Genomic DNA, 24,771 nt, shown 5'->3' on the forward strand with positions numbered 1-24,771 from the left:
TAAACCCGGTCCGCCGGTTCACGACGATCCTGTCGGGTCCCGGCCCCCCTCCACGACGTCCGGGACCCGACGGCGCACGCGCCGGAGCGGCCGCACACGACGGCGTGCGCTGCGAAGGTAACCGATTCCAGGTTGCACACACGTTGCGATCGTTCAATCACCCTTCGCACTCCCTTTTCGCCGAACCGGTTGCGTGCACCCGTCCCGACAACCGATGCTTCGGCAATCGGTCTGATTCCTGGGGAGCCATATGTCCGGCAGCCGCCGGGAAGCCGTCCCGGATTTGAACGTCCACTCGTTACGACTGCGCCGTCTGCACGAGTCCGTGCTGAACGGTGCCCAACCTCCTGACGGGGCGTTACGCGGCCTGATCTCCGCCTCGTGGCGCAGATCCATGGACGCGGGCGTCGATCCCGAGGCGAGCGCGGCCCCGCCCGCCTTCGAACGGGAGGACGTCGAGGACGTCCGTTCCCACCATCCCGTCGGCGCCCTGCTGCCGCTCGTCGCCGGAACCCTCCTGGATGCCGCCTCGGCGAGCGCGCACATCCTGATGGTCACCGACGAGAAGGGCCGGGTGCTCTGGCGCGACGGAGACCACCGGGTGATGGGCATGGCCGACGAAGTCGGGCTCGCCGACGGCTTCCACTGGGGCGAGGAGGTGATCGGGACGAACGGCATGGGCACCGCGCTCGCCACCCGGGGCCCCGTCCACGTCTTCTCCGCCGAGCACCTGGTCAGGGCACTGCACCCCTGGTCGTGCTCGGCGGCGCCGATCAACGACCCGGACAGCGGCGAGGTGATCGGCTGCGTCGACATCAGCGGCACCATGAACGCCCTGCATCCGGCGACCGTCGCCCTCGTCGAGACCACGGCCAGACTGGCGGAGAGCCACCTGGCTCTGCGCATGCGCGAGCGCGACGACCTGTTCCGCGCCCGCAACGACGAGCACCTGCTGGCGCTGCGCGGCGAACCCGGCGCCCTGGTCACCGCCACGGGCCGTGTCGTCGCCTCCGACCGCTCCCTGCGATGGGGTGACCGCGTACGGCTGCCCGCCTCCGGCGACCGGGTCGTGCTGCCCGACGGCGAGACCGCGCTGCTGACCCCCGTCCGCGACGGCTTCCTGCTGCGTGTCCTCGGCACGGCGGACACGCCCGTGCTGACCCTGTCCTTCCTCGGGACGCGGCATCCCGCGGCCGATCTCGACGGCGCCCACGTGCCGCTGTCCCCCCGTCACGCCGAGATCCTCACGGTGCTGGCCCTCAACCCCAAGGGCGTCACGGCCGAACAGCTCTCCCTCCACCTGTACGGCGACGCGGGAAACCCGGTGACCGCCCGCGCCGAGATCCACCGCCTGCGCCTGCAGCTCGGCCCCGTGGTCGCGGCCCGGCCGTACCGGCTGACCTGTGTGGTGCGGGCCGACTTCCTCACCCTGCGACGCCTGCTCGCCGGTGAGGACACCACCGCGATCGCCGGCGCGTACGGCGGGCCGCTGCTGCCCCGCTCCGACGCCCCCGCGGTGCGCGACGAACGCGAGGAGCTCGAAGGCCGGGTCCGCGCCCGCCTCCTGACCCGGGGGTCCCCCGACGACCTGTGGACCTACGCGGAGACCGAGGGAGCCAGGGGCGACGCCCACGTCCTGGAACGACTCGTCGCCGTGCTTCCCCGGAGCGACCACCGCGCCGTGACCGCCGCGATCCGCCTGTCGGCCCTGGACTCGCCCTGATCCCGCAGGACCGTCAGGCGTGGCCGATCTCCTCGATGATCTGGCCGCCCAGCTCACGCTGGAGGAGGGCCATGCCGGTCAGCGCGTCGTCGGACGAACCGGCGTCGTCGGAGCCGGACGACCTGCCGGGCACGGCCTCCGGCCACGCCGACTTGGTCCCCGCCCCCCTCGGCCCCGTCTGGGCGGCCGTATGGGCGGCCGTCCTGGCGGCGGAACGCGCGGCGGCCAGGCCGGGACTCGGCGGCGGAGGCGAACCCGGGTCCTCGGGGAGCGGTGCGTCGGGCCAGGACTCGTCGGTGGCCTGCGGGCTCTGGCGAGGCTGCGTCTGCGGGGCCTGAGGGGCTCGCTGGGCCTCACGGGGAGGCGAAACCGCCTGGGGCTCCGCGGTCGGCCTCGTGACGGGCCCCTGCGAGGGACTCTGCGCGGGGCTCTGGACGGGCTCGGCGCGTGGCGGAGGAGGAGGCGGCGTCTGCTGCCGGGCGCCGGACGGCATGGGCGAACCGCCGACGACGGCCTCCACTTTCCAGGTGCCGCCGAGCACGTCCTGCAGCGCCCCCGCGACCACCACGTCCTTGCCGCCGCCGGTGAAGTTACGCATCGCGCCCACCTGGGCGAAGCCCAGCGTGACGACCTTGCCCTCGACCCCGACGACCTGGGCGTTGGTGTTGACGTTCGCCCAGACGACGATGCTGCGCCGTTTGAGGGCCGCGAGCACCTGCGGCCATGCCTGCTGTACCGCTCCCGCGTCACCCCCTGACACTCCCGGGACCGCAGGAGCCTGGGCCTGGGGCTGGTCCGCGGCGGGGGCGGGCGCCTGCCCTCCCGGCCGCGTGGGAGCCGGCCAGTCGTCGTCCTTGGCCCGAACCGGTACGGCGGCCGCGGGCGCGGCGGGCTGTACGGGGGTCTGCGTGGGGGCCGGAGCCTGGGCGGCCATGGGAGCCTGAGCGGGAGGCGCCTGGGCCACCGCCGGGATCACTGCCGGGGCCACCGTCGGAGCCACTGCAGGGGCCGCCGCCTGGACCACCGTGACCCCGCCCCGCTCAAGCCGCTCAAGCCGGGTCAGCAGCGCCGCCTCGTCCCTGGCCACCCCGGGCAGCAGGGTCCTGGCGCACATCAGCTCAAGCAGCAGCCGGGGCGAGGCCGCGCCGCGCATCTCGGTCAGGCCCTCGTTGAAGATCTCCGCCGCGCGGGTCAGCTCGGCCGGGCCCATCGAGGCCGCCTGCTGCTGGAGCCGTTCCAGCTCGTCACCGGGACGGTCGAGCAGCCCGCTGGTCGCGGCCTCGGGCACGTTCGCCAGGATCACCAGGTCGCGGAAGCGCTCAAGCAGGTCCATCGCGAACCTGCGGGGGTCGTGACCGCCCTCGACCACCCGGTTCACGGCCTGGAAGACCTTCGCCCCGTCGCGGGTGGCGAAAGCGGAGACCATGTCGTCGAGCAGGTCGCCGTCGGTGTAACCGAGCAGGGAGACCGCGCGGGCGTAGGTGATGCCGGCCTCGTCCGACCCGGCGAAGAGCTGGTCCAGGATCGACAGCGAGTCACGGGCCGACCCGGCGCCCGCCCTGACCACCAGCGGCAGCGCGGCGGGTTCGAACGGCACGTTCTCCGAGGTGAGGATCTCCTCCATGAGCGTGCGCAGCGCGGCGGGCGGAATCAGCCGGAAGGGATAGTGGTGGGTGCGGGACTTGATCGTCCCGATGACCTTCTCCGGCTCGGTGGTCGCGAAGACGAACTTCAGGTGCGGCGGGGGCTCCTCGACGAGCTTGAGCAGCGCGTTGAACCCCTCGCGGGTCACCATGTGCGCCTCGTCGATGATGTAGATCTTGAAGCGCGCCGAGACGGGGGCGAAGAAGGCCCGTTCCCGCAGGTCGCGGGCATCGTCGACACCACCGTGCGAGGCGGCGTCGATCTCGATGACGTCCAGGTGGCCGGGCCCGGTCGGCGCCAGGGCCACACACGACTCGCACTCGCCGCAGGGGTCGGGGGTCGGCCCCTTCTCGCAGTTCAGCGAACGGGCCAGGATGCGGGCGCTCGACGTCTTGCCGCATCCCCTGGGCCCGCTGAACAGATAGGCGTGGTTGATCCGGCCGCTCCGCAGCGCCTGCCGCAACGGCTCGGTGACGTGCTCCTGCCCCTTGACCTCGGCGAAGGTCCCGGGCCGGTACTTGCGGTACAGCGCAAGACTCATGCGACGATCCCACCTGCGAGGGAGTCTGAAACGAAGAGACCCCTCGCACACCCGCCAGAGCCTGCTTATCCTTGCTGCCTTCCGGCCCTGGGGAGGTTCACAGGATGACGCCGCGCGAGGGGTCCTGGCACAGTCTAGCCTCTGTCGCGAGTGCTCGGAGTAGTGAACGGCCGCCAACGAAGATGCCTCGAATATGTGGTCAACGCAGTCCTGAAAGTTCGGTAAGCTACTCCACGGAGGATTCGCCTAGTTGGCCTAGGGCGCACGCTTGGAAAGCGTGTTGGGGGCAACCCCTCAGGAGTTCGAATCTCCTATCCTCCGCGCTTGGTTGAGCAGCACAAACACGAAGGGCCCGGACCCATCCAGCCGGGCCCTTCGTGCTGTCCAGTCTCAGTTTCTGTCTCAATTGGCCTCTGAGAGCGCCCGTTCGACCTCTGCTGGCGCCCCCTCGTCGGCGTCCCAGAGCAACCCGTCCACCTGTTTGGCGACGGTGTGCCGAATGGTGTCGGTCACATGTTGGTACCGGCGAGCCATGCCGGTGCTCGCCCACCCCATGATCGCCATCACCGTCCGCTCAGGGACTCCCAGGATCAGAAGGACGGTCGCGGCGGTGTGCCTCGCGTCGTGCAGCCGGGCGTCCCTGAGTCCAGCGGCCTTCAGCAGGTCCTTCCACTGGTGGTAGTCGGTGTTCGGGTTGAGGGGTCCGCCTGTCGCGGTGGCGAAGACCCATCCCCCTTCCTCCCAGAGCTGCCCTGCCAACGCGCGACCTGTGGCCTGCTCCTCACGATGCTTTCGAAGCAGGGTGACAAGCTGACCGGGAAGCCCGATCGTCCGTCGCCCTGCCCGGGACTTCGTATCCGACGTGTCCGGCCGGGTCTGCCGACGATCCGGGCAGTAGCCCGCCTTCCGTCCGCAGGTCCCCTCACAGCCGTGCTCGTACTTCGGACGCTGACGGCCCCGCCGTACGCGCAGAGCGCCCCTCTCCAGATCCACATCGGCCCACTGCAACCCCAGAGCCTCGCCCTGACGCAGCCCCAGGGCGAGCGCCACGGCCCACCGGGCACTGTTGCGCGGCAGCGCCTCAGCGGCCTTTAGAAGCCTCCTCACCTCGCCGATCTCGTACGGCTCCACCTCCTCCTCGACAAGTGTCGGCGCTTTGGCGAGCGTCGCGGGATTCCGGGTGAGATGCCCTCGCCGTACGGCCGCGTTGAGCGCGGTCCGGATCGTGCGATGGACGTGGTGAGCGGTTCCCGCAGACTTCCCGGCGGCCTGCATCTTGGCGTAGAGCTTCTCCAGGTGCTCAGGGGTCAGCTTGTCCAGCCGGTGAGCACCGATACCGGGGATCAGGTGCGTGTTCACGTCCACCCGGTAGCCCGCGTGGGAACTCTCACGGATCGCCGGTGGCACCGCGATGTTCTCGATCCAGTGTGTGAGCCACTTGGCCACCGTCCACCGCTGGCCAGCCTTGCGAACGTTCCCGTCGTCGCGCGCACGCTCCAGTGCGCGAACCTTCCTGGTGACCTCGGCTTCGGTCTTGGCCTGCACGTGACGGCGGTCGGCCTGCCCGTTGTCCTTGACGCCTACGGTCACTCTCCCGTGCCAGTAGCCGTCCTCACCCAGGTAGATGCTTGACGCGCCATTCGGCTTACGCCCCATTCAGCCTCCTCAGGCCACGGTCTTCTGACTGGCCTCAGCGGCCATCAGGTCGGTCACGTACTCGCGCAGGCACTCGATCGGCACCCGGCGAAGGCGTCCGATGAGGACGGACCTCACAGTCCCCGTCATCACGAGTTGGTACATCTGGGTTCGGCCGATCCTGAGCTGCTTGGCCGCCTCCTCCACCGTGAGCAGCAAGGAAGGTGCTGGAGTCGAGGCGGGGATGCCGGTGAGGGCTATCGAGGTGGCCATGACATGTCCTCCTGTCACGCGGTTCTTGTGGGGAGGGCTGAAACATCTCGGCAAGTCGGCAAGTCGGCAAAAGTGTCCGTGACCTGGGGCGATGCCTGCCGACATAGGAGTTGCCGGGGTGATGGCATCTCGGCAAACGCTGGCTATCTCGGCAACGGGTGCCGAGATGCCGAGATAGCCGTTTGGGACTCGGGTTATCTCGGCAAGAATTAGTGCAGGTCAGAGCCGTCTTTGCCGAGTTGCCGAGTTGCCGAGATGTTTCAGCGCTTTTCTCTGCACCGGTCCTCAGGCCGAGTGGCGCTCGACCCAGAAGACGTTCCGGTTGCCCCGCTCGTGCTTGCCCGAGCGGATCACGTACTCGCCCCGCCACCGGCCGACCTGCCCGGTCAGCAGCCGCCCCAGGGACATCGCGTTGGGCAGCCGTCCGGAGGGGGTGGTGATGAACATCCCGTCCCACCGATCGACCTCCTCGAACCCGACCCGGTCCGGCTCCCCGGAGTGGCGCAGTTCGGCGGCGGCCATGGGCTGCTGACCGTGCAGTCGGTGCCAGCAGGCCAGGAACGCTCCCCACCGGGATTCGTCCTCGTCGATGTCGCGGACCTGGCTGGCGTTGGCCAGGAACCCCTCGACGCCGTGGTGGGCGAGGAATCCGCCCAGGGCTTGGGTCCAGGGGGTGAACTGCCGCATGGCCATTCCGGCGGATCGGGGCGCGCCCTGGCCGGTCCAGTCGAGGACCAGGATGAGCAGGTGCCACAGGACGGTCATCTGGTTGCCCGGCACGGTGATCCACTGGTCGAGGTGCGGGATGCCGAACGTGCTCTGGTCGCGCTGGTCGGGGCGGGGCATGTTCGGGTCGAGGTGCACCCGCACCGTGCGAGAGGCCATGTCGCCGCCGACCTGGAGGTTGTTGCCGGTGGCCATCCACAACCGGTCGTTGACGACCGCGACGTTGCGGGAGGCGCCCAACTGCCGGTCCGACCACACCCCGGCGGTCACCAGCAGAGCCAGAGTCGCGGAGTCGATCACGGTGCCTTCGGGGAGGTTGTCCCAGATGACCACGCCGACCTGCTCGGCCAGCACCGCCGTGATCGACTTGCGGAGTTCTTCCTCGGCGTCGGCCCAGGGCATGATGCGCTGGCCATAAAGCATGCCGGGGCCGCCGGTCAGGATGGACTTGCCGGAGGCGGGCATGGTCGCGTCGATCATCGCGAACGGCGTCAACGACCGGGTGAAGTGCCGCAGGATCGGCGTGGCCAACAGCGCCAGGTAGTTGGCGCGGTCAGCCGGAGACGCCCACGGGAAGTCGCGCAGGAACCGGTTGAGCAGGAACGCCCTGGCCTCACGTACCTGCTGGGCGGTGGGCCGGTCCGGGACCGGCGGCAACGCGACCTTGGACGCCAGATACAGGCCGGTCGCCGGGTCGTAGCCGGGCTTCTGCAGGAGGGTGCCGTCGCGACGCAGGATCGGGGCGCCGATCACGCCGCGCAAGGGTGGCAGGTGCGGCCAGGTCTTGCCCGCCAGGACGGAGGAGAGGATCTCCCGGGGTGGGGTGACCTCCTCCTCGACCAGCTCGCTCCCGCCGTTGCTGTCCTTGCGGGAGCGCATCCGGTAGACGTAGACGTGCTCGGCCAGCAGTCCGGCGAGGGTGGCGGGGGTGATCGGGCTGGCCGTGGTCGGCAGCGGCGAATCCTCATCAGTGGCCGGGGAGGCGTGGCCGCCGGAGATGGTCTCCATGTGGACCAGGGCGCCGCCGGAGACGTAGGTGTCGGGCAGCAGCCCCTCGGCCAGGCGCCGTTTGAGCACCCGGATGGTTTCCGGGCCGGAGCCGACCTGGACCCGGGGCGTGCCCTGCTCGGGCTGCTCGGGCGTGGGTGTGGTTGGGGTGGTGTTGGTCATGCGGGCACCCTCCGGGGCCTCTGGGCGCCGGTGCGGAACCCCGACCGGACGGTCCGCCGGGCCGGAGCCTCCGGGTGTCCAGCGGTGACGGCGGCTTGTGTGAGCAGGTTCTCGGTGGTGGCGGCGTCCAGGGCGCCCCCGGCGACGAGTTGGCCGAGCGCGACGGACGCACCCCACAGGGTGGTGTTCAGGTTCCCGTTCGCGGCGGCGATCGCCGACAGGGCGGAGCGGATGGCCGCCTCCAGATAGGTCCCCCGGCGCCCGGACCGCAGTTCGACCACGACGGGCCGCTGGGGCGGAAGCGGGGCGGGGCGTAGCCGTTCGGCCAGCCAGCCGGGCAGCGGGGCCGGGTCGGCGGTGTGGAGGGGTTCGTACCATCCGGCGCCATCCGGCAGGTCCACGTAGCTGCCGGGGCCGACGACGTACCCGCCCTCTGCGCGGGTGTCGATCCGCCAGCCCAGGCCGTTGCCCGCCTCACCGGAGGTGTTGGTCAGGGCGAGGCCGGGCGGGGCGGTGAAATACAGGTGAGTTCCGCCCTTCCTGGTGCGGACGGAGAAGGTCTCCCACGGCACCGCCTGCCTGGCCTGCTCACACAACAGGGCGAACACATCGGCGCCGCCCTCGACCCCGGGCCGCTGCCACTGGTCGGGTACCTGCTCGCCGGGCTTGGGCAGGTCGAGGTCGATCACGACCAGCCCGGAGGGGCCGCAGGAGATTCCGACGTTGAACGGCCGTCGCGCCCAGATCCGGCCGATCACCTCGGGGTCGGTGGTGGCGTGCCGCTTCCACCGGAAGCCGGACAGCGGGGTCTTGTCGCCGATGGAGACGGGGAAGACGTGCCAGCCGCGGGCGGCGGCGGCCAGCGCACAGCGCAGCTGCGGTGACGTCACGATGAGGTCCTTTCGGTGTGCAAGGCGCTGCCGTACTCCACGACCACCGGGATGGGCGTTCCGTCGGCCTGGTGGTCTTGGGCGTGCTCCTCGGCTGCGGTGCGGGCGATGGCCAGGCTGCGGTAGTTGCTGCCGGTCCACGGGCAGTCGCCGCACCTCCATGCCCAGTCGGCCCGGTGCGGGTTGGCCCAGATGTCGATGCCGGACCCGACCATGACCAGCCCGGCGGGGATGGCGACAGCGGCGGCCAGGCGCTTGAGAAGGTCGGTCACCGCCGATGGGTCGCTGTGGACGGCCTGGCGGAAGTGCTCACGGGCGGCGGTCAGGTCCCGGTCGTCGAGGGCGGCGAGGACGGCGTCGACCGTCTGCGTCATGAGGTCCCTGTGGCTCACCGGGAGACAGCCGGGCAGGCCGGTGGCGGGCGGGATCGTGGTGTCGGCCAGCCGCTGGCGCAGCTGCTGAACCAGGATGATGAGCTGGTCGGCGGCGGCGATCCCGGCGGCGATGTCGGGCGTGTGGTCGCCGTCGTGGCGGACGGCGTCGGGGTGGGCGGCCAGGTAGGCGTCCCAGCGCTCCCGCCAGCCGACCGCATTGGCCTGGTCGATCAGCAGGGCCACGGCGGTGGTCAGGTCGGCGCCCTCGGGCAGGCTGGTGTGGTCCCAGTACAGGTGCCGGGCCATGGGGGCGGCGGTGGGGTAGTCGGCGGGCGGGCGCTGACAGGTGGGCTTGGTCAGGGATGCGCTGCAGCGCTCGCAGATCTGCCCGGCATGGAAGCGGACGCCGGTGCGCGGGTCAATCCACGGCTGAGGGGTGTAGGGCTGGTGGCCGGAGGTGGCGCAGGCGCGGACGGCGGTGCAGCCCTGGCAGCGCCACCGCTCGGCGTCGGCCGAGATGTCGCGGCCGACGGGTTCGGCGTCGTGGGCGCGGCTCCAGCCATCGGCCGTCATGGTGCGGCGGGCGCTCTCAAGGGTGAGGAAGTGGGTGTCGTCGTCGTAGCCGAAGGTGTAGTCGCAGTCGCAGCAGCGGGCCACGATGCAGGTCGTGGTGGTGAAGGCCGGGCAGGCGATGGCAGGCGGGGTGGACATGGCTTCTCCTCGTCAGAACCGATCAAGCGGCGGTCTGGTTGTTCAGGCGGGTGAGGGCCTGCTCCAGGCAGACCTTGTGCGTGGGGCGGCCCAGGTCGTCGCGGAAGTGCGCGGTCGTGCCGCACGCCCAGCACGGGTCAGGGCGGGGGCCGGAGTAGGTCACGCAGTTGCGGCAGCTGGGCGGGTGACGGGCCGGTGAGCTGGAGCCGGTGGTGATGCGTTCCTGGCAGCACAGCACGCACCCGACGGGGTGATTCAGGACGGGGCGGTTGCTCCAGTCGAGGGTCACGGCGTGCGTTCCAGGTCGGTGCCGGTGATGGCCTCGACCAGGGCCGAGACGATGACCTCGGCGACCGGTGGGGTGACGGCGTTGCCGTACTGGCGGACCCGTTCGCGTTTGTTGCCCAGGACGGTGTAGTCGTCGGCGAAGCTCATGGCGCGGCCGATCTCGTGCGGCTCCAGCATGCGGAACAGGACGTCCTCGACGGCGATCTCATCCACGCCCTTGATGACGGCGTACCGGTCGCGGGTGGACAAGGTGCCGATCGGCTCGCGGACCGGGCGGGCGGTGCCGTTGCCGTAGTAGGGGACGAGCAGGTGATCCCAGGTGATGAGGGACTGCTTCCCGTTCGCGGTGAGGGTGCGGAGCGGCTCTGCCGGGCTGGTGCACATCTGGCCGGCGTCACCGCGAGGGGTGAAGTTCCGCATCACCATCGCGGCCGGGGTCACCAGGCCGTGATGGTTGCCCGACGCGGTCACCGTCGCCAGAGCGTCCGACACGGGGCGGGCGTCCGAGCTGCCGCCGCGAAGCTCGGCGATGAACGGCAGCCAGGCCAACCCGGTTTCGTTGCGGGCCGTCTGGGTTCGCAGCGGCGCGGCCACCGGGGCCGGCTCCTTGCCGTCGCGGCCTTCGACCGGGACCAGAAGCGGTGGAACGGCGAGCGCTTTGGTCATGGCGGTGGTCAGCGTCGGCATCGGCTCCGCCACGTCACGGCCACGATTCCGGTGGTTGTTGTCGAGGACCCACGGCCGGGCGTACCGCTCCATCCCGGCCTGGATGCGGGCGAGCGTCTTGGGGGCGAGCGGCTTGGCCCGGTCGCCGATCCGCTGGCCGGGCAGCGCCCAGTCGATCGCGACGGCGGCGGGCAGCGCCGCCGGTTCCACAACGGCGTTGCGGCAGGCGGTACGGGGGCACCGGTAGAGGTACTGCTGCCGGTAGCGCCCCATGTCGGCGCCGGGAGCCTTGAACACCTGAACGGCGCGCACCCACTCCCCACAGGAGGCGCACCACGCCTGAGGGCGCAGCCACTTGTCCCAGTCCGGGTCCCGGCGCAGGCAGGTGTGCCAGTAGGCGACGTACAGCCGGTCGCGGGACTGCGGGGCACGCAGAGCGGCGACGGGGTCGGCGTGCATGGAGTTCATCGCGATGACGCGGGTCGAGTAGCCAAGAGCCCGGATCTCACCCAGCCACCGGTCCCACTGATCCCAGGCGCGGACGTCGACCACGTTCTCGACGACACCGGCCAGGACGAGCCCGCCACGGCCTTGGACGCCGCGGAGGTACATGGGAACCTCCTCCATCAGGGCACGGGAGCGCTCAGCCTCCTCGTCGCGCCCCGGGCCGAACAGCTCGCCCTGCTGGGAGTGGGTGAAGTCGCGCTTCTTGCCGCGGGCGTTGCTCCACTGGGGGCACTCGGGCGAGGCCCAGAACAGGTCGCAGACAGGCCACTTCTCAACCGGGGCGTCGCGGATGTCGCCCCGGTAGTGGTCGGCGCCGGGGAAGTTCGCGGCGTGGGATTCGACGGCCCGCTCCCAGTGATTCGCGGCCCGGGTCACGGTGACGCCGGGCACCGCGTGGGCGCCCTGGCTGCTGCCACCGGCTCCGCAGAACCAGTCCATCAGGGTCAGCACGAGGCCACCCCGCCCTCACCGGTCTCCGAAGGGACATCGGCGAGGGGCAGGAAGCCCCGCTTGGACAGCTCTCCGACCACAGGCAGACCGGTGATCTCGGCGAGGGCCTCGGCTGCGTGCCGAACGTGCCCCAGCGGGGCCTCGCCGCCCAGCCGGAGGGCGACGCGGCGGCCGTCGCGGAGTCTGACGAGAGCGAGTTGGTAGCCGAGGCGGTAGTGGTCGAGCCAGCCGATGTAGGGCTCGGACAGAGCGGCGGGAAGGGCAGGGCGGGTCTTCGGCGTGGGCATGACAGTTCTCCTGTCGTGGGCATGCGGAAGGGACTCGATGGCGTCCCGAAGAAGAGGAGGAGGCAGTTAGGTCGCCGAAATCGAGTTAGGTTTCTCACTCGGCGTCGTCGGCGGGGTAATTCGCGGTCTGACCTGCGGAAAGTTAGGTCAGTTAGCCAGTTAGATCGGGGCGTGCGAGGTGCTCCCGGAGGCTCTCAGAGCGCCTTTCGAGGGGTGGGCGGAGCTAACTTCACTCCGTCTCTTCGTCGTCCGCCTGGCGCTGGATCAGGGCCTGCTGGATCAACTCCGGAGGGATCTTCCACTGGTTGCCGGTCGAGGGCACCTTGATCCCCAGGTCGGCCAGGTCCGCGACCAGCTGCTTGCCGGTCAACGTCCGGTAGGGCACCCATCGCGGCGCGTGCTCCCGAAGCAGCGCGGGCACATCCGCGGCCCTGATGGTCTGGCTGCCCAGCACCGCTGCCAGGTCCTCCAGCAGGTCCCGCGCGGTCTCGACCTGCGGGGCCGGACGGCCCTTGCCGGGAATGCCGGTGCCGAGCCGCTCGATCTCGGCCAGCACCCGATCAATCAGCGGGGTGACCTGGTCGTTGCCCTCGGCCACGGACAGGAAGTGCGCCTGCACCATCTCCGACCGCTGACCGGAGAACCCCTTGACCAGCGCGGTCCCCTTGTCCACGCCGACAATCAGCTCGGTCGCCCGGTGCCCGCCCCGGTAGGCGCCCTGTCCGAGCAGCGCGTCGTTGGCCACGTGGTCACTGACCGCGAACGCGATGCCGTTGCTGCAGTTCCGGGTGATGTCGCGCGGCATCGAGTCCTTCGTCGGTGCCTGAGTGGAGACGATGAGGTGGATGCCGCGTTTGCGGCCCAGCTTCACGATGCTGATGGCCAGCTCGGCGATCTCCTCGCCGAACTCCTTGTGCTGGAACGCGACGTGCGCCTCCTCCAGCAGCGCGGCGATCGGGTGCATGCCGATGCCCGCGCTGGCCAGCTTCCGTGTGACCTCCGGCTCCCGGTGCTGGACCAGCAACTCACCGCGCTTCTGGACTTCGGCGTGCAGCTCCCGCAGGTCGTAGAGGATCTGCTCGATCTTCTCGTCCTCGGCGCCCATCACGTAGCGGGAGCAGCGCCGCTTGAACACCTCGAAGTCGTAGTTCGCATCCGGCACCCAGATCCGCAGCTCAGCTGTGGGGTCCAGACAGGCACCCCCCATGATGACCCGGGCGGCAGAGCTCTTGCCCTGGTCGGGCAAGCCGCCGACGAGCGTGTTACGGCCGATGAACGGCACGACGATCGGATCGCCGCGCAGGGTCTTGCCGTACGGCAGGCCCTGGAACACGTCGGTGAACCCGTCCTCAAGCAGCGGGTACGGCCCGGCGCCCTCGGCGAGCGCCCCCTTGTCGGCAACCCACAGCTTCAGGATTCCAGCGTCGCCACCGACGGCCGGCCAGGTCTCCTTGACCGCCCGGTAGAGCCCGGCGGAGAGCTTGGCCCGCTTCTGGGGAAGGCAGATCTCCTCGGCGGTGACGCCGAGCGGGAGGCGGACTTCGGCGTAGGTGCCGCGGCCGTCCCTGCGGGCGGTGACCAGGAACTGCAGCGGCAGGCCCTGCTTGAGATAGGCGTTGATCTGCGGAATGCGCAAGGAGCCCAGGGCGCGGGCGATGGTCGTTTCGTCGATCGTCACGTCCACGTCGGCATCGGCGTTGGTGTTCAGCCACGAAACCGGGGCGCCGCGCCGCCGTCCTTCCCGCCAAGCCGCCCACACCAGAGCGACCGGCGCGACGGTCAGGGCAGGGGAGATACCGAACGCCACGGCGTCGAAGACCCACCGTAGGAGGGTTCCTGCGGCGGTGGGGACGGTGAGGAACTCACCCGCTCCGGTGGCCCACACCAGGGTCGAGGTGCCCAGCAGCACGACCCCGGTGGCGGCCACGCCTCCGGCGCCGACCTTGGCCAGCCCCAGCGCCAGGCCGGGCAGGGCGGCCAGGCGGGTGTGACGCCGGTCGGCGGCTTGCTGCTTGCGGTCCATCCACTCGGCCAGCGCGGCCCGGTCGCCCATGGCTTCGGCGGCCCGGATCTGGCGGCGGTAGGCGCCCAGGGTGAGGGCGTCCCAGGCCCGCACCAGCCAGGAATGCCCGCCCTGGCCGATCGCGACGGTGACACCGAGCGCACTCCGGGTCAGGCGGACGGCGCGCTCGTCATCACGCAGGCGCACCGCGTGCTCAACGGCCTGCCCCAGCAACCGCACCAACGGCGCCGGACCGTCGGAGGTGTCGGGCAGGGCGCGGGGCACCACCGTGCCCTCCAACGGCTCAGCCTCGCCGCCGTCGCGGAGAGGGAAGCGCACCAGCTCACCCATGGAGTCACCGTCTTCGGGCAGCGGGTCAGGGGTGTGGTGGAGTGTCATGCGCGGCCTCCTGCCGTGCGGACCACGCGGAGGGCGCGGCCGTCCATGGCCAGGGCGGTGGCCGCCCTGCATGCCGTCCAGGCCAGCGCGGCCAAACCGAGCCAGAGCACGCCCCGGGTGGCCACCAGCAGCGCATACAGCGGCGCGGCGATCAGTACGGCTCCCGCCCACCCGACCCAGCGTGGCGCCGATGCGGTGGCGATCTGGGCGCTGACCTGGGCCGGGGTCCGTGAGCCTTGGGCCGGTTCGGTTACCGATCCGGCCAGCAGGACGATCAGCAGCAGGAAGGACATCGCCGATATCAGGGAGTTCATGCCGTCCCTCCGTTCCGCTCGTCGTGGGCGCGGTCGGAGGTCAGGGCGGTGGCCAGAAGCCACCGCACGACCGTGCTCTTGCCGTACCGAGGGGTTCCCGCCGTCTCGTGGACCGCACCGGCGGGAGCGTGGTTGTTGTGGGTGTTGGTCGGGGTGATGTTGTCGGTCATGATGAGGGCACCTCGTTCTCGTAGATGCGGGTCGGGTGGCCGGGGCACGGCCGGAGTCTTGGCGGATGAGGGCCGTGCCCCGGGCGGAGCTACTTGCCGGGCTTGGCGGGCTTGCCGATCAGGGCGCCCCCGGGGAGGCGGACGAAGATGGTGTCGCCGTCGCGGTGCTTGACGTGTGGGCTGCTCGGGCGGTCGCAGGTGTAGGACTCGGCGCCGTCCGCGCTGACGAACCCGGCACCACAGGGCTTGGTGTTCTTCATGGCTGCTCCTCGGTGAGCGATTCGGTTGATCGGTTGGTGGTCGGGGTCAGGGGTTGCGGAGTTCGTCGCGCAGGGTGCGCGACAGGTCCTCCCGGCAGCGCAGCGCGGTCTGGATCGTCTTCGCCGACGGGACGGCGGGCAGCTGCCCGGAGGCGATCAGTCGCCGCAACTCGGCGCGGTGCTCATCGGCCGTCCGGCCTCGGCCGGTCTCGGCGGGGGGGTCCTCCGCCCCTCCTCCACGGGGGTCCTCCATCCCTCCTCCAGGGGTCCTCCATCGCTGGTCAGCGACACGAGGCGCCGTCGAGGGCGGGGCGGTGGGCGGGGTGTGGTTCATCCCGGCGAACGCGGCCAGGATGATCGGCAGGACGGTCACGATCGCCACCGCCACGATCGGCCCGAGCAGGTGCAGCACCAGGGCGGCCATGCTGAAGGTCTCGGCGATCCCGGGCAGGTACGGCCAGGCGTTCATGGTCGCGGTCAGTCCCAGGAACAGCCACTCGATGCGGATCACGGTCGGGTGGTCCAGCATCGTGCCGCGGGTGCCCAGGTAGGCGCGGGCGCCGACCACGACGAGCAGGGCCATGGACATGAACGGCTCGACCAGCCACGCGAAGATCCAGGCGGGCGATCCGGCGGCGGCGCCGTCGGCGGCGAACTTCTGCACCCCGGCCGTCGACCACGCCAGAGCGAGGGTCAGGGCCAGCATCGCGGCGATGACCAGCAGTCGCCGGACCCGTACGGTCTGGTAGATCTGCATGGCCGGGGCCTGAGCCAGCTCATACAGCCGGGCCGCCTCGTGCGCGGCCCGGCGCCGCTTGCGGACCTTGTCGGTGTCCAGCGTCAGCGGCGCGTCGTCGTCCTGAAGAACGGCCAGCGCGTGCGCCTCGGCGACCTGCTGACGCAGCTGCCGCACCCGCTTGGTCTCACCATTCGGCGGCTCGGCCGGACGTGCCGGCACGGGCTCGGACGGAGGCTCGGGTGGTGCCTGGTTGGCCAGGTGACGTTCGAGCGCGGCGATGCCGCGCGTCACCTCCTCCGGACTCGGGTCCGGGACGGGCATGGTGGTCATCGTGCTGCCTCCTTCAGGGGCGGCGGTTGGTCGGGGCCGGACGGCGGTCGTAGCCGTCGCGGGCGGAGCGGGTCATGCCGCGCCGGCGGTCGGACTCCAGCCAGGCGTCCTCGGTCTTCTTCAGGGCGGGCAGCGCCAGGCCGTGCACCAGGTGCCCGGCGGGCTTACCGCTGTCGTCGAGGCGTTTCACCGGCCGGTCCACATCCGGCGCAGCCGGTGAACGGCGGCGATGTCGGCCAAGTCCCTGGGGCGGCGGGCGGCCTCTTTCCAGGCCAGCACGTCACCCAGCCGCATGAACGGCAGGCCGTCGATGACGTCGGCGGTGCCGATCAGGCGGTCGGTGGGCCAGCCGGGGGTCCACCGGTCCACGAACTCGATCGCAGCGTGCGGGTGGTGGACGCTCAGGCCGTGCCCGGACGGGGCCGGGCGCGGGGTGCCGAGGGTGGTGGCGATCTGCCAGGCCGGGCCGGTGGCCAGCACGTCCAGATCGGTGATGCGCTCCCGCAGGCCACGCACATACAGGGCCGCGGACCCGCAGATCACATACGAGCCGTGCGGCAGGCCCAGGCCGGTCAGGGTGGCGAACAGTCCGGCGGAGTCGGTCAGCAGGCGGTCAGCGGCACAGAACGGGGAGAGAGTCACTGGGTGCCTTCGCGGTGAGAACGGCCTGCCCGCCGGGCGACAGGCAGGAACTACCCACGTCACGGACGGGGCAGGCGGACCTCCATGTAGACGCGGACCTGGCGGCTGTTGCCCCGCGACGGGTACGGGTCGGAGGGCTCGACGACGTCGAAGGCGCCTTCGATCAGGGGGACGGCCTGCTCGACCTCGTCGGGCAGCCCGAAGAGACGGATCTTCATGCGGCGCTCCTTTCGGTTCGGGCGGTGGCCAGCGACCGCAGCCGGGCGGCGGTCTCGGTGGCCAGCTCGGCCAGCCGGTCCATCGCGGCGGCTTCGGCCTCCAGGTCTCCCTCGGCGCCCACGCTGAACCAGACGTGGTCCCACGAGATGGTGAGGAACAGCACGTCCGATCCGGGGGCGGTACTGGCCTGTAGGGACATTTCGGCGGCGCGCGGGTCGCGGATCGTCACTCCGGCGTTGACGCGGCTCATGGGTTCTCCTTGCGGGGGTCGAGGGCGATGTCGGCGGTGATGGGCGGGGCGTGCAGGGGGCGGGTGACCTTCATGGTTTTGGGGCTCTTCACAGCGAGATGCGGTTGGTCCGGCCGCATTCCCGGCAGTCGGCCAGGGTGGTGGGCTGCGTGGGCGACAGGGGGTCGGTGCTGGTCTTCTGGCAGTGGCCGCACGTCCACTGGCCGAGGGTGCCGACCTGGCGCCAGGAGGAGGCGCAGTAGATGGTGTAACCCTCCACGGCCGACACCCAGGACTTGCGATGGGCGGGGACGTCCTTGTCCTTACGGGGCTTGAACAGGCTCACTTGTTTCTCCTTTCAAAGTGGCGAACAGCCAGACGGAGTCGGTCAGCCGCGGGCGCGCATCACGCGCTTCCGGCGGTGATGAGCAGAGCGGTGAGGAAGATCCACAGGTGGTGCCAGGACTGGTCCAGCTGGTAGGCGCCGGTCCCGGTCGGGGCCAAGGCGCGGTCACCGAGCCGGTAGAACCCGGCCTTACGCAACCGCCCGGCGAGCCGCTCCAGAGTGACGGCCCCCCTGCGGTCGGGGTGATACGCCGACCGGTCGGCCCAGTAATGGGAGGCGGCGTCCACGCCCAGCGCGAGCGCGACGGCCACCGGGGACAACACCCGCCCGGTCGCCAGGACGAGCAGCAGAAGCGCGCCGAGCTTGGTGGCGGTGAGGGTGACGACGTGCCGCAGGCACGCCAACCGCCCGATCAAACCCGGGGCACCCTTGGTCGTCGCCTGGTGGTGGGTTTGGGCCCAGTGATCCCCTACGGAATGCGCGGCCCAGAGCGCGGCGAACACCGCCGCGAACGTCGCCGACGCCAGCAGACCGGTGACCACAGCTCACCTCACCCCAGCCGCGGCGGCGGCCAGGCGGGCGACCTCAGCCCAGTCGACGGCCTCGGCGTCCAGGCCCGCCCACACCCCCACCGTGGGGCGCAGCTGCAGGGCGCGGGCCAGGCACAGCACCCTTACCGGACACTCGGCGCAGACCTCGATCGCGACCTGCACCCGCGCGGCCCGCTCCTCGGCTGTCTCGGAGGCGGGGCCGGTGTGCAGCTCGGGGCAGGTGCACAGCGCGCCGTCGGCCAGCTCCGGCGGCGGATCAGCGGCGGCGTCGAACAGCGACATCGCAGGGGAAGGGGCGGGAAGGCAGGCAGTCAGGGGCATGGTGGGGTCCTTTCAAAAGGGGGTTTCGTCGGGGCGCGGCCACCGGCACCGGCCGGTGGCCGCCTGGTGCCGCTGCGCTTCGAGGTGCCCGCCCGGCCAGGTCGGCCGGGCGGACACCCGCAGCCTCAGCGCTACCGGCGTCTCTTCTTGCCCTTGGCTTGGGCCATCTCGGCGATGCGCTGCTTGGCCAGGTCTCGCGCCCGGGCGTTGCCGCCGAAGGACTCCAGCTCGCGGCGCTCCTTCTCCTGCCGGAAGACCTCTTCGCGGACCTTGTCGCGCAACTCCTCGTCGGTGAAGTCCTGCAGAGACGTGCGGTAGTCAGGCTTCTTGGCCATGTGCTTCTCCTTCGTGAGTGGTGGAACTGACGTTCCGGGCACGCGCCCGCACCAGGGCCTACGGCAGGGCAGCGCACCGTTTGGCGTGCTGCTCGGCCGCGTTCCGCTCAGGACCGCCCGGTATCCGGCTCTCGCTCCCGTAGATCCGGTGGGTGAAGCCACCGGTTTCGTCGCCGCATCCGGCGCACTCCCACTTGGCCTCGGTGACGTCCTTGGCAGGGCGACCGTCCTCCTGCGGGGCGGTGCGGGCTTGGGCGGGTGTCCACGTGACAACGGCGCCGCCTGCGGTGCGGTACTTCACGGGCTTGAGCATGTGGTTCTCCTTCGATCGGAGGGAGCGCTCTGCTCCGGGCACCCGCCCGGCCACACCGACCGGGCGGGACCCGCAACACGCGGTCATCCGAAGAAGCGGCGGATTCCCTTGGGAGAAGCACCGGCCCGTTGGAGAGCGGACTCGCGGTAGGCGGCGGCTCCTCGGCGGCCCAACGCCTTCTCCAGCTCGGCGGCGGCCTTGTCCCGCTGCACCCTGGTCACGCCGAGTCCCTCGGCGGCCTCGGCCAGCTGCGAGAAGTACGTGGCATCGCTGGAGGATTTCTTGAGCTTGGCCAGCTGCTCAGGGGTCATCCGGCTACGCACGGGCCTTGCCCCCCTTGCCTTTGCCCTCGTCCTTCTTGTCATCGGCGGGCTGCTGGACCATGGCGCTGTCCAGCTGATTGAGGGCGACCAGGGCGGCGGCGAGCCGCTCGGCGGGCGTCATCGCGTCACCCGCTGAATGACGGGCTTGGCGACGTCCCGATGGGTGACGGAAGCGGTGACCTGAACCCACTTGAGGATGTCGGCCAGCGCCTCGGCGAGCACGACGCTGCGGTGCCGTCCGCCGACGCAGCCGATCGCGATCTGGATCGGCCGTCGTCTGTCGGGGACGTCGAGGGCGATACGCAGGCCGAGCGCGGCGGAGGCGAGGCCGCGGACGGCTTCGTTCGCGCCGCGGGTGGCGAGGACGTGCCGCTGGACCGCCTTGTCGAGTCCGGTCATCTGCCGCATCGCCGGGTCGACGTGCGGGTCGTGGAGAGAGGTGCGGACGTCGAGCGTGATGTCGGCGGTCGGCGGGGCGTCGTGGCCGTAGCCGAAGCTCACGATCTCAACCTCGGCGGTCACTTCTTGCCGCCCTTCCCGCCCTTGGGGGCCAGGACGGGCAGGCCCCGCTCCACCCGGAGCTGGGCGTCGTAGGCGGTGCGCACGGTCTGTGCCTCACCGGACTCGGTGAACAGGACCCCGCCGCGGCTGAGCAGCCTGCCGGGGCTGTTGGCGGGGGGCTTGGGGTGCGTCATGATGAATGCGCTCCTTGTACGGAGACGAGGGCGGCCCCGGGTCTTGGAGGATTGGGGTCGCCCTCAGCGGTTACCGGCCAGGTCGGCCGGAGCGCCCCGGCAGGGAGTCGAACCCTGCCTTTCGACCATCGGGGCTGAGAAGAACGGGCCGGTCAGATCACCGGCGCCGCGCAGCGAACACGCGAGCCGGTCAAGGCCGACGCATGGTGGTGATGCGCAGGGACGACGCCTCTGCGCGGGCCGCCTTATTCGGTGGGAGGCGGTAGCCCGTATTCAGTTCGCCAAGAAACGAGCGCGACAGCCTGACGGGCGCGCGGCTTGCGCCGCCTTCCCAGGTCTTCCAGCTGTGCAAAGGCAAAGAGAGAACCTTCAAGTACGTAGAGTACGTACTCACCGGTCTTTCTTCTGAGTACGTACTCTCTATGCTTCAGGCTGCGCTGTCAAGGAGATTGGTACGGTGAGTACGTACAAGCCGGTCAGGGCGAACTAGGAGGACTTCGAAGTGGGGACAGCAGACCCCCGCGCTCTCTGGGAGCGCGTGGCGGACGACTTGAGGGCCGAGATCAACCGTGGAGACCTGAAGGCGGGGGACCCCATCTCGCCGGAGCAGGAACTCGCCGACCGGCACGGAGTCAGTCGGCAAACCGTGCGGCAGGCGCTCCAGCAGCTCACCAACGAGGGGCTCCTCCTCAGTGGGCGCGGCCGTGGGCGAACTGTCCGCTCACAAACACGGCTGCACTGGCAGCTCTCCCACTTTGAGACTCAGGAGCGACACAGCGCAGAGGCCGACGCGTGGAGCAACGGCGTTGCAGATCAGGGGCGCAACCCCCATCAGGACGTCACAGTTGAGATCAATGTGCCGACACCGAAAGTGGCCGAACGACTGGGCCTGAATCAGGATGATCTCGTCGTCGTCCGACGTCGCGTGCGCTACGTGGATGATCAAGCATTCCAGCTTGCCGACAGCTACTTTCCTGAATCCATTGCCCGTGGGACGTTGCTCATGCAGCCACGTGACGTGTCGGTTCCCGGCGGGATTCTCGCGTCGATCGGGTACCCGCAGATCAAGATCGTCGATGAAATCGAGATCCGGATGCCGACGAAGGAGGAGTCAAGCAAGCTCGGAATTGCTGCGGGCACTCCCGTGGCCGAGCACGTCCGGACGGGTTACGGCGAGGACGGCAAGCCTCTCAGAGTCATGATCACGATCGTTCCCGGAGACCGTCACGTCCTCGTCTACGAGCTGGAAGCCCAGTGACCGATCTCCCCCCGCCCTCCGCTGACGCGACCACGGACGAAGACCTATTCACCGACGACCCGATGTCCCAGCCTCTGACCTACCCGGGGCGCATCCCGCAGACCTCAGGGATCCTGACCGGCGACCGCTACGTACGGCTCCGCGCGGCCGACGGCGAACCCGCCGGCCGGTGGCATGCCGAGGTGAACGGCACCAGGCCGACGCTGACCAAGTACCTCAGCGACCTCGGCGCGGCACCGCTTGAAACACGGCACCAGGTCGTTGCCGTGGGGTCGAACGGCGCCCCCAGCCAACTTCATCGGAAGTTCGTCAGTCACGGCGCCCGGCCAGTGATCCCGATGACGCGCGCCAGTGTCACCGGGATCGCGCCGGGCGTGTCCGCGCACATCAACCGGAACGGGTACGTCCCCGCGGTACCGATCGAGACTCCCGAGAAGGCACACCTGCTGTTCGTGCTGTGGCTGGACGACGAGCAGCTCTCCGTGCTGGACGCGACAGAGCCGAACTACCACCGGCGCCTGCTCCCCACGAGCAGGTTCCCGATCAAACTGACCTCCGGGGTGGACCTTCCCGCGTGTCACGTCTACGTCGGCAAACACGGCTGCCTGGTGGACCAGGCGGGCATCCCGTTCCGCCTGGGCAGACAGACAGAGCTGATTCGCCAACTGCTTGCACAGTCGCCCAGCCTTCGGCGACTGTGCGGCGACTCCCCCGAGGAGTTCATCTCACGCGTTCAAAATGAAGCCGTACGCGAATCGGCATACACGCTCTTCCGCGAAGAGGGGTTCGCCTGTCCGCAACCCGACCTACTCAGCTTGTCCGATCAGTGAGGTGAACGGCGTGACGGCGGCAAAGGTCCGGCGTATGGTCGAACCGTGGCCAAAGGGTGACGCTCCTCAGGGTCATCGATGCGGTGCCTGCCTGGGTGAAGGCGGTAACAGCGTCTTCATAATCGTTCGCGTATGTTAGCGCCCGGTGTGCGCCATCTCGATAAGCGGATAGAGATCGCACACACCGGGGAAGCCGTGTTCTTAGCTGGCGGCGAACTAGATTTCGGAGCTATGCGAGCGGTTAGCGTTTTCGCTAAAAATGTCGACCTTAGGGCGTTCTTCGATCCCGACAGCCAAAATTTGATCGACTATCGACTCCGCCAACCCAGCGGTCTCGGTCAGTACATCCCGCGAAATCCCAATGTCGCGACACACTTCCATAGCCTTCGTCATCAAGATTGGCGTCTCGCGTGGCCCGATATCATACGGCTCCGGGTCGCCCCATTTACTTAGCGTTACCATCGCTCGCCGATATGTAGTATCCCGGTAAATCCCCAACGAGTGTGCTCGATAAGCTAGGGCTTTGATGGAAATTCCCCATCGTCGCTTTAGTATCGCAAGGCGCTCCCAGTCTAGCGTTCTTGGCAGTTCGTGGATGATTTCTTCGGTGGGGGCAAGGAATTCTGCAGCGAAGTCGTGGGCTTGATTTTCTGTGATACGACTCCCTGGCTCTAGGTCGCGATGCATGATGAGGTGCCCAGCTTCGTGCGCTGCATCAAAACGCGATCTTGGCTTGTCGTCTTTGAGGGGGTTCATGAACACGGCCGCTCGCGAACCATGCCAATAAGAGAAAGCATCCACCCGCCGCGAACCATTTGGAAGTTGCAAAACTACCACACCGTGAGATTCAAGTAGGCGGATGACATGCGGAATGGGGCCCGATTCGACCCCCAGTGATTTTCGAGCATTTTTTGCGATAGCCGAAATATCCGCTTTTGTCGGCTCCGGCGGCAAGTCTTCCCTGGGCAAATCGATCACGGGAAGATCTACATATCGCTCAATCGCTGTTACGAACCTCATTGCCAGTTTACTGAATGCTATTACTTCATCGCGTTCCAGTTGCGTAGTCGCACGAAGGCTTCTGAAATGCGCTGGAGTTGTTTTCTCCTCAGGATGCCCGATACGAAAGAAATCTACGGGCATTGCCAGAGCTAGGGCAAGCTTACTGACTACGCCGGGGGACGGCTTAGCTTGCCCTAGCTCATATTGCGTAATCGCTGCTGGCGTCACACCAACCTCACGCGCAAGTTCATTCTTGCGGCGACGGCGCAGCTGGCGAGCGATTGTCAAGGCATGAGGATCAAACGCTTGGGCTGCTAGTGCCAAAGAGTTGAATCCACGCCGAGAAATGGTGACCTCCCAAATTCCTGAATGGCTCCTTATCAGGCGTCGCTCTGCCCCTCCCTCTTCGTCCGACGAGGAGTAACCTGCGGCTCGGGCGTAGGCAGGTCAGAGTGCGCAGGCCCCGACGCCGGCGGTCGGACCGGGCTGGTCGGACCGAAGGGCACGTCGCCTTCTTCACCGAAGCCATCGATGCGCCCAGCATCATCGCTCCAGATGCAGCGAGAGTCCAACCAGGGACTACCCCCATCGCGGTGATCCCGTGGGATCCCCGCGTGGATGGTCGCATTCCCAGTTTCGGAGCTTCCGCTGTGGACGAACCGAATGTGCCTGAAGAGCGGGATCATGGAGTCGAAGGCGGCACCCAGGTCCTCATCGCCGTCGAGAGTGAGCTGAGCGTCGGTCTGGCTGTTCTCCACCGGCCCCCGCAGCTTGGCCTCGCTGGTAGTCCAGTCGATGAGCTCCACACTGACGTTGACCGACGAGCCGGGCAGCTTGTACTGACGCACGACGAACCCGTCGCAGACAATCTCAAGCGCGCTGTTGACCAGCTTGGCATGCACGCCGGGCAAACCACGCAGTTCGGTTACGGCACGGTTGGCGATGTTGCGCGAGATCGCGATCCCGAACAACGTGCGGTCATCACCGAGCTCCGGTTCGAAGCGGTCGGCGTTGACGCGATAGACCTCCCGTATGAGGCGGATCATGATGATCAGGACGCCCTTACGGTGGAGGCGCTTCAGCACCTCGTCAAGGAAGCTCATCGTCACGCGAGCAAAGTTAGCAGATGTACCCACTGTTGTGCGTGAAAATCAAGTGCAAGGCGATACTTGACGCTAAATATCAAGATCATCTACTAAGAGAGGGTTGGAACGCGCTGCGAGCGACCAGCACCGAGAAGAAGAGTGGGGTGACCGCGGACCGGTTGTGGATCAAGGGGAGGGAGTTGCCTACCGTCTCATTTCCCGTCTCAGTTCAACCCCGTACGGCCCCGTACGCTGGCGTCCAGCATCACCCCTCAACCACTGCCCAGAGCCCCTCCGAACGGCTCTGAACAGGCTTCCACAGGCTTGGAAAGCGTGTTGGGGGCAACCCCTCAGGAGTTCGAATCTCCTATCCTCCGCGCTTGGTTGAGCAGCAAGACACGAAGGGCCCGGACTATCCACCCGGGCCCTTCGTGCTGTCCGGCCTCAGGTGGCACGCCCATTTGAAGCATGTGCGCTGGTCGGTGTCAGCGAGAGTCCACTCACAGGGCCGCCGGCCCAGACT

The 24,771-nt window shown here is 69.1% G+C and carries 32 protein-coding genes, 1 tRNA gene and 1 other RNA gene; 4 read left to right on the forward strand and 30 right to left on the reverse strand.

All coding sequences use genetic code 11. From position 1 onward, the window contains the following. Window positions 1–250: 250 nt before the first annotated feature. Window positions 251–1,723 (forward strand): GAF domain-containing protein, encoded by a 1,473-nt coding sequence (locus ACFOYY_RS20115; protein WP_386190704.1) that lies wholly within the window; start codon window positions 251–253, stop codon window positions 1,721–1,723. A 13-nt stretch (window positions 1,724–1,736) separates the two neighbouring features. On the opposite strand, the gene ACFOYY_RS20120 is transcribed toward ACFOYY_RS20115, so the two are convergent. Then, window positions 1,737–3,908, reverse strand: coding sequence for a DNA polymerase III subunit gamma and tau (locus tag ACFOYY_RS20120; RefSeq protein ID WP_386190706.1), 2,172 nt, complete (start codon window positions 3,906–3,908; stop codon window positions 1,737–1,739). Between the two features lie 31 nt (window positions 3,909–3,939). Then, an RNA gene (gene ffs / locus ACFOYY_RS20125) (signal recognition particle sRNA small type) lies at window positions 3,940–4,035 on the reverse strand. A gap of 108 nt (window positions 4,036–4,143) precedes the next feature. Here ffs and ACFOYY_RS20130 point away from each other — a divergent pair. After that, window positions 4,144–4,229 (forward strand) — tRNA-Ser (locus ACFOYY_RS20130). A gap of 81 nt (window positions 4,230–4,310) precedes the next feature. Here the strand turns inward: ACFOYY_RS20130 and ACFOYY_RS20135 are convergent. The 26 genes from ACFOYY_RS20135 to ACFOYY_RS20260 form a co-directional block, all read right to left on the reverse strand. Further along, a complete protein-coding gene (locus tag ACFOYY_RS20135; RefSeq protein ID WP_386190709.1) occupies window positions 4,311–5,564 on the reverse strand; it encodes a tyrosine-type recombinase/integrase in 1,254 nt (417 codons plus the stop codon). Window positions 5,565–5,573: 9 nt separating this feature from the next. Beyond that, on the reverse strand, window positions 5,574–5,816 hold the full coding sequence (locus ACFOYY_RS20140; RefSeq protein ID WP_386190712.1) for a helix-turn-helix domain-containing protein: 243 nt from the start codon (window positions 5,814–5,816) through the stop codon (window positions 5,574–5,576). 285 nt (window positions 5,817–6,101) lie between these two features. After that, window positions 6,102–7,712, reverse strand: a complete 1,611-nt coding sequence (locus tag ACFOYY_RS20145; protein ID WP_386190715.1) for a hypothetical protein — start codon at window positions 7,710–7,712, stop codon at window positions 6,102–6,104. Next, window positions 7,709–8,602, reverse strand: coding sequence for a bifunctional DNA primase/polymerase (locus tag ACFOYY_RS20150; protein ID WP_386190717.1), 894 nt, complete (start codon window positions 8,600–8,602; stop codon window positions 7,709–7,711). The genes ACFOYY_RS20145 and ACFOYY_RS20150 overlap by 4 nt, the downstream gene beginning before the upstream one ends. Then, complete coding sequence (locus tag ACFOYY_RS20155) at window positions 8,599–9,687, reverse strand: hypothetical protein (RefSeq protein WP_386190718.1); 1,089 nt, start codon at window positions 9,685–9,687, stop codon at window positions 8,599–8,601. Before ACFOYY_RS20155 ends, ACFOYY_RS20150 begins: the two co-directional genes overlap by 4 nt. Window positions 9,688–9,709: 22 nt before the next feature. After that, window positions 9,710–9,976: a hypothetical protein gene (locus ACFOYY_RS20160; protein ID WP_386190721.1), complete on the reverse strand. Its 267-nt coding sequence runs from the start codon at window positions 9,974–9,976 to the stop codon at window positions 9,710–9,712. After that, on the reverse strand, window positions 9,973–11,598 hold the full coding sequence (locus ACFOYY_RS20165) for a DNA cytosine methyltransferase (RefSeq protein WP_386190724.1): 1,626 nt from the start codon (window positions 11,596–11,598) through the stop codon (window positions 9,973–9,975). Before ACFOYY_RS20165 ends, ACFOYY_RS20160 begins: the two co-directional genes overlap by 4 nt. After that, a complete protein-coding gene (locus ACFOYY_RS20170) occupies window positions 11,592–11,885 on the reverse strand; it encodes a hypothetical protein (protein ID WP_386190727.1) in 294 nt (97 codons plus the stop codon). The genes ACFOYY_RS20165 and ACFOYY_RS20170 overlap by 7 nt, the downstream gene beginning before the upstream one ends. A gap of 229 nt (window positions 11,886–12,114) precedes the next feature. Beyond that, window positions 12,115–14,286: a hypothetical protein gene (locus tag ACFOYY_RS20175; protein WP_386190730.1), complete on the reverse strand. Its 2,172-nt coding sequence runs from the start codon at window positions 14,284–14,286 to the stop codon at window positions 12,115–12,117. Then, window positions 14,283–14,600 (reverse strand): hypothetical protein, encoded by a 318-nt coding sequence (locus ACFOYY_RS20180; protein ID WP_386190733.1) that lies wholly within the window; start codon window positions 14,598–14,600, stop codon window positions 14,283–14,285. The genes ACFOYY_RS20175 and ACFOYY_RS20180 overlap by 4 nt, the downstream gene beginning before the upstream one ends. Then, complete coding sequence (locus tag ACFOYY_RS20185) at window positions 14,597–14,770, reverse strand: hypothetical protein (RefSeq protein WP_386190736.1); 174 nt, start codon at window positions 14,768–14,770, stop codon at window positions 14,597–14,599. Before ACFOYY_RS20185 ends, ACFOYY_RS20180 begins: the two co-directional genes overlap by 4 nt. Window positions 14,771–14,859: 89 nt before the next feature. Further along, window positions 14,860–15,030 (reverse strand): hypothetical protein, encoded by a 171-nt coding sequence (locus tag ACFOYY_RS20190; RefSeq protein ID WP_386190739.1) that lies wholly within the window; start codon window positions 15,028–15,030, stop codon window positions 14,860–14,862. A 46-nt stretch (window positions 15,031–15,076) separates the two neighbouring features. Continuing rightward, window positions 15,077–16,099: a hypothetical protein gene (locus ACFOYY_RS20195; protein ID WP_386190741.1), complete on the reverse strand. Its 1,023-nt coding sequence runs from the start codon at window positions 16,097–16,099 to the stop codon at window positions 15,077–15,079. Between the two features lie 13 nt (window positions 16,100–16,112). Beyond that, window positions 16,113–16,289 (reverse strand): hypothetical protein, encoded by a 177-nt coding sequence (locus ACFOYY_RS20200; RefSeq protein WP_386190744.1) that lies wholly within the window; start codon window positions 16,287–16,289, stop codon window positions 16,113–16,115. Further along, window positions 16,286–16,741 (reverse strand): hypothetical protein, encoded by a 456-nt coding sequence (locus ACFOYY_RS20205; protein ID WP_386190747.1) that lies wholly within the window; start codon window positions 16,739–16,741, stop codon window positions 16,286–16,288. The genes ACFOYY_RS20200 and ACFOYY_RS20205 overlap by 4 nt, the downstream gene beginning before the upstream one ends. A 59-nt stretch (window positions 16,742–16,800) precedes the next feature. Further along, window positions 16,801–16,959 (reverse strand): hypothetical protein, encoded by a 159-nt coding sequence (locus ACFOYY_RS20210; RefSeq protein WP_386190749.1) that lies wholly within the window; start codon window positions 16,957–16,959, stop codon window positions 16,801–16,803. Next, window positions 16,956–17,210 (reverse strand): hypothetical protein, encoded by a 255-nt coding sequence (locus ACFOYY_RS20215; RefSeq protein WP_386190752.1) that lies wholly within the window; start codon window positions 17,208–17,210, stop codon window positions 16,956–16,958. Before ACFOYY_RS20215 ends, ACFOYY_RS20210 begins: the two co-directional genes overlap by 4 nt. A gap of 88 nt (window positions 17,211–17,298) precedes the next feature. Then, complete coding sequence (locus tag ACFOYY_RS20220) at window positions 17,299–17,535, reverse strand: hypothetical protein (RefSeq protein WP_386190754.1); 237 nt, start codon at window positions 17,533–17,535, stop codon at window positions 17,299–17,301. A 59-nt stretch (window positions 17,536–17,594) separates the two neighbouring features. Then, complete coding sequence (locus tag ACFOYY_RS20225; protein ID WP_386190756.1) at window positions 17,595–18,077, reverse strand: transcriptional regulator; 483 nt, start codon at window positions 18,075–18,077, stop codon at window positions 17,595–17,597. Window positions 18,078–18,080: 3 nt separating this feature from the next. Continuing rightward, the gene (locus ACFOYY_RS20230; RefSeq protein WP_386190759.1) at window positions 18,081–18,407 is read right to left on the reverse strand and encodes a WhiB family transcriptional regulator; all 327 of its coding nucleotides are present in this window, start codon (window positions 18,405–18,407) and stop codon (window positions 18,081–18,083) included. Window positions 18,408–18,538: 131 nt separating this feature from the next. Next, window positions 18,539–18,742: a hypothetical protein gene (locus ACFOYY_RS20235; protein ID WP_386190761.1), complete on the reverse strand. Its 204-nt coding sequence runs from the start codon at window positions 18,740–18,742 to the stop codon at window positions 18,539–18,541. Between the two features lie 58 nt (window positions 18,743–18,800). Then, the gene (locus ACFOYY_RS20240) at window positions 18,801–19,055 is read right to left on the reverse strand and encodes a hypothetical protein (RefSeq protein WP_386190763.1); all 255 of its coding nucleotides are present in this window, start codon (window positions 19,053–19,055) and stop codon (window positions 18,801–18,803) included. An 83-nt stretch (window positions 19,056–19,138) separates the two neighbouring features. Continuing rightward, window positions 19,139–19,366, reverse strand: a complete 228-nt coding sequence (locus tag ACFOYY_RS20245; protein ID WP_386190766.1) for a hypothetical protein — start codon at window positions 19,364–19,366, stop codon at window positions 19,139–19,141. Between the two features lie 4 nt (window positions 19,367–19,370). After that, on the reverse strand, window positions 19,371–19,499 hold the full coding sequence (locus ACFOYY_RS20250) for a hypothetical protein (protein WP_386190768.1): 129 nt from the start codon (window positions 19,497–19,499) through the stop codon (window positions 19,371–19,373). Further along, the gene (locus ACFOYY_RS20255; RefSeq protein WP_386190771.1) at window positions 19,496–19,900 is read right to left on the reverse strand and encodes a RapZ C-terminal domain-containing protein; all 405 of its coding nucleotides are present in this window, start codon (window positions 19,898–19,900) and stop codon (window positions 19,496–19,498) included. Before ACFOYY_RS20255 ends, ACFOYY_RS20250 begins: the two co-directional genes overlap by 4 nt. After that, window positions 19,897–20,073, reverse strand: a complete 177-nt coding sequence (locus ACFOYY_RS20260; RefSeq protein ID WP_386190774.1) for a hypothetical protein — start codon at window positions 20,071–20,073, stop codon at window positions 19,897–19,899. Before ACFOYY_RS20260 ends, ACFOYY_RS20255 begins: the two co-directional genes overlap by 4 nt. Window positions 20,074–20,575: 502 nt before the next feature. Here ACFOYY_RS20260 and ACFOYY_RS20265 point away from each other — a divergent pair. Both ACFOYY_RS20265 and ACFOYY_RS20270 read left to right on the forward strand, forming a co-directional pair. Next, a complete protein-coding gene (locus ACFOYY_RS20265; protein ID WP_386190777.1) occupies window positions 20,576–21,331 on the forward strand; it encodes a GntR family transcriptional regulator in 756 nt (251 codons plus the stop codon). Next, a complete protein-coding gene (locus ACFOYY_RS20270; protein ID WP_386190780.1) occupies window positions 21,328–22,161 on the forward strand; it encodes a hypothetical protein in 834 nt (277 codons plus the stop codon). Before ACFOYY_RS20265 ends, ACFOYY_RS20270 begins: the two co-directional genes overlap by 4 nt. A 216-nt stretch (window positions 22,162–22,377) precedes the next feature. Here ACFOYY_RS20270 and ACFOYY_RS20275 read toward each other — a convergent pair whose 3' ends face one another. Together ACFOYY_RS20275 and ACFOYY_RS20280 are read right to left on the reverse strand one after the other, a co-directional pair. Continuing rightward, window positions 22,378–23,451, reverse strand: a complete 1,074-nt coding sequence (locus ACFOYY_RS20275; RefSeq protein ID WP_386190783.1) for a helix-turn-helix domain-containing protein — start codon at window positions 23,449–23,451, stop codon at window positions 22,378–22,380. A gap of 92 nt (window positions 23,452–23,543) precedes the next feature. Continuing rightward, window positions 23,544–24,272: a hypothetical protein gene (locus ACFOYY_RS20280; protein WP_386190785.1), complete on the reverse strand. Its 729-nt coding sequence runs from the start codon at window positions 24,270–24,272 to the stop codon at window positions 23,544–23,546. Window positions 24,273–24,771: the final 499 nt, after the last annotated feature.

This window comes from Streptosporangium jomthongense, from assembly GCF_042650425.1.
Taxonomy (GTDB): domain Bacteria; phylum Actinomycetota; class Actinomycetes; order Streptosporangiales; family Streptosporangiaceae; genus Streptosporangium.

What these genes read in the sequence shown, in the direction of transcription:
- ACFOYY_RS20115 (WP_386190704.1), top strand. Translation starts at nt 251, where the DNA reads ATGTCCGGCAGCCGCCGGGAAGCCGTCCCGGATTTGAACGTCCACTCG.
- ACFOYY_RS20120 (WP_386190706.1), bottom strand. Translation starts at nt 3,908, where the DNA reads ATGAGTCTTGCGCTGTACCGCAAGTACCGGCCCGGGACCTTCGCCGAG.
- ACFOYY_RS20135 (WP_386190709.1), bottom strand. Translation starts at nt 5,564, where the DNA reads ATGGGGCGTAAGCCGAATGGCGCGTCAAGCATCTACCTGGGTGAGGAC.
- ACFOYY_RS20140 (WP_386190712.1), bottom strand. Translation starts at nt 5,816, where the DNA reads ATGGCCACCTCGATAGCCCTCACCGGCATCCCCGCCTCGACTCCAGCA.
- ACFOYY_RS20145 (WP_386190715.1), bottom strand. Translation starts at nt 7,712, where the DNA reads ATGACCAACACCACCCCAACCACACCCACGCCCGAGCAGCCCGAGCAG.
- ACFOYY_RS20155 (WP_386190718.1), bottom strand. Translation starts at nt 9,687, where the DNA reads ATGTCCACCCCGCCTGCCATCGCCTGCCCGGCCTTCACCACCACGACC.
- ACFOYY_RS20170 (WP_386190727.1), bottom strand. Translation starts at nt 11,885, where the DNA reads ATGCCCACGCCGAAGACCCGCCCTGCCCTTCCCGCCGCTCTGTCCGAG.
- ACFOYY_RS20175 (WP_386190730.1), bottom strand. Translation starts at nt 14,286, where the DNA reads ATGACACTCCACCACACCCCTGACCCGCTGCCCGAAGACGGTGACTCC.
- ACFOYY_RS20180 (WP_386190733.1), bottom strand. Translation starts at nt 14,600, where the DNA reads ATGAACTCCCTGATATCGGCGATGTCCTTCCTGCTGCTGATCGTCCTG.
- ACFOYY_RS20185 (WP_386190736.1), bottom strand. Translation starts at nt 14,770, where the DNA reads ATGACCGACAACATCACCCCGACCAACACCCACAACAACCACGCTCCC.
- ACFOYY_RS20190 (WP_386190739.1), bottom strand. Translation starts at nt 15,030, where the DNA reads ATGAAGAACACCAAGCCCTGTGGTGCCGGGTTCGTCAGCGCGGACGGC.
- ACFOYY_RS20195 (WP_386190741.1), bottom strand. Translation starts at nt 16,099, where the DNA reads ATGACCACCATGCCCGTCCCGGACCCGAGTCCGGAGGAGGTGACGCGC.
- ACFOYY_RS20210 (WP_386190749.1), bottom strand. Translation starts at nt 16,959, where the DNA reads ATGAAGATCCGTCTCTTCGGGCTGCCCGACGAGGTCGAGCAGGCCGTC.
- ACFOYY_RS20215 (WP_386190752.1), bottom strand. Translation starts at nt 17,210, where the DNA reads ATGAGCCGCGTCAACGCCGGAGTGACGATCCGCGACCCGCGCGCCGCC.
- ACFOYY_RS20230 (WP_386190759.1), bottom strand. Translation starts at nt 18,407, where the DNA reads ATGCCCCTGACTGCCTGCCTTCCCGCCCCTTCCCCTGCGATGTCGCTG.
- ACFOYY_RS20235 (WP_386190761.1), bottom strand. Translation starts at nt 18,742, where the DNA reads ATGGCCAAGAAGCCTGACTACCGCACGTCTCTGCAGGACTTCACCGAC.
- ACFOYY_RS20240 (WP_386190763.1), bottom strand. Translation starts at nt 19,055, where the DNA reads ATGCTCAAGCCCGTGAAGTACCGCACCGCAGGCGGCGCCGTTGTCACG.
- ACFOYY_RS20245 (WP_386190766.1), bottom strand. Translation starts at nt 19,366, where the DNA reads ATGACCCCTGAGCAGCTGGCCAAGCTCAAGAAATCCTCCAGCGATGCC.
- ACFOYY_RS20250 (WP_386190768.1), bottom strand. Translation starts at nt 19,499, where the DNA reads ATGACGCCCGCCGAGCGGCTCGCCGCCGCCCTGGTCGCCCTCAATCAG.
- ACFOYY_RS20260 (WP_386190774.1), bottom strand. Translation starts at nt 20,073, where the DNA reads ATGACGCACCCCAAGCCCCCCGCCAACAGCCCCGGCAGGCTGCTCAGC.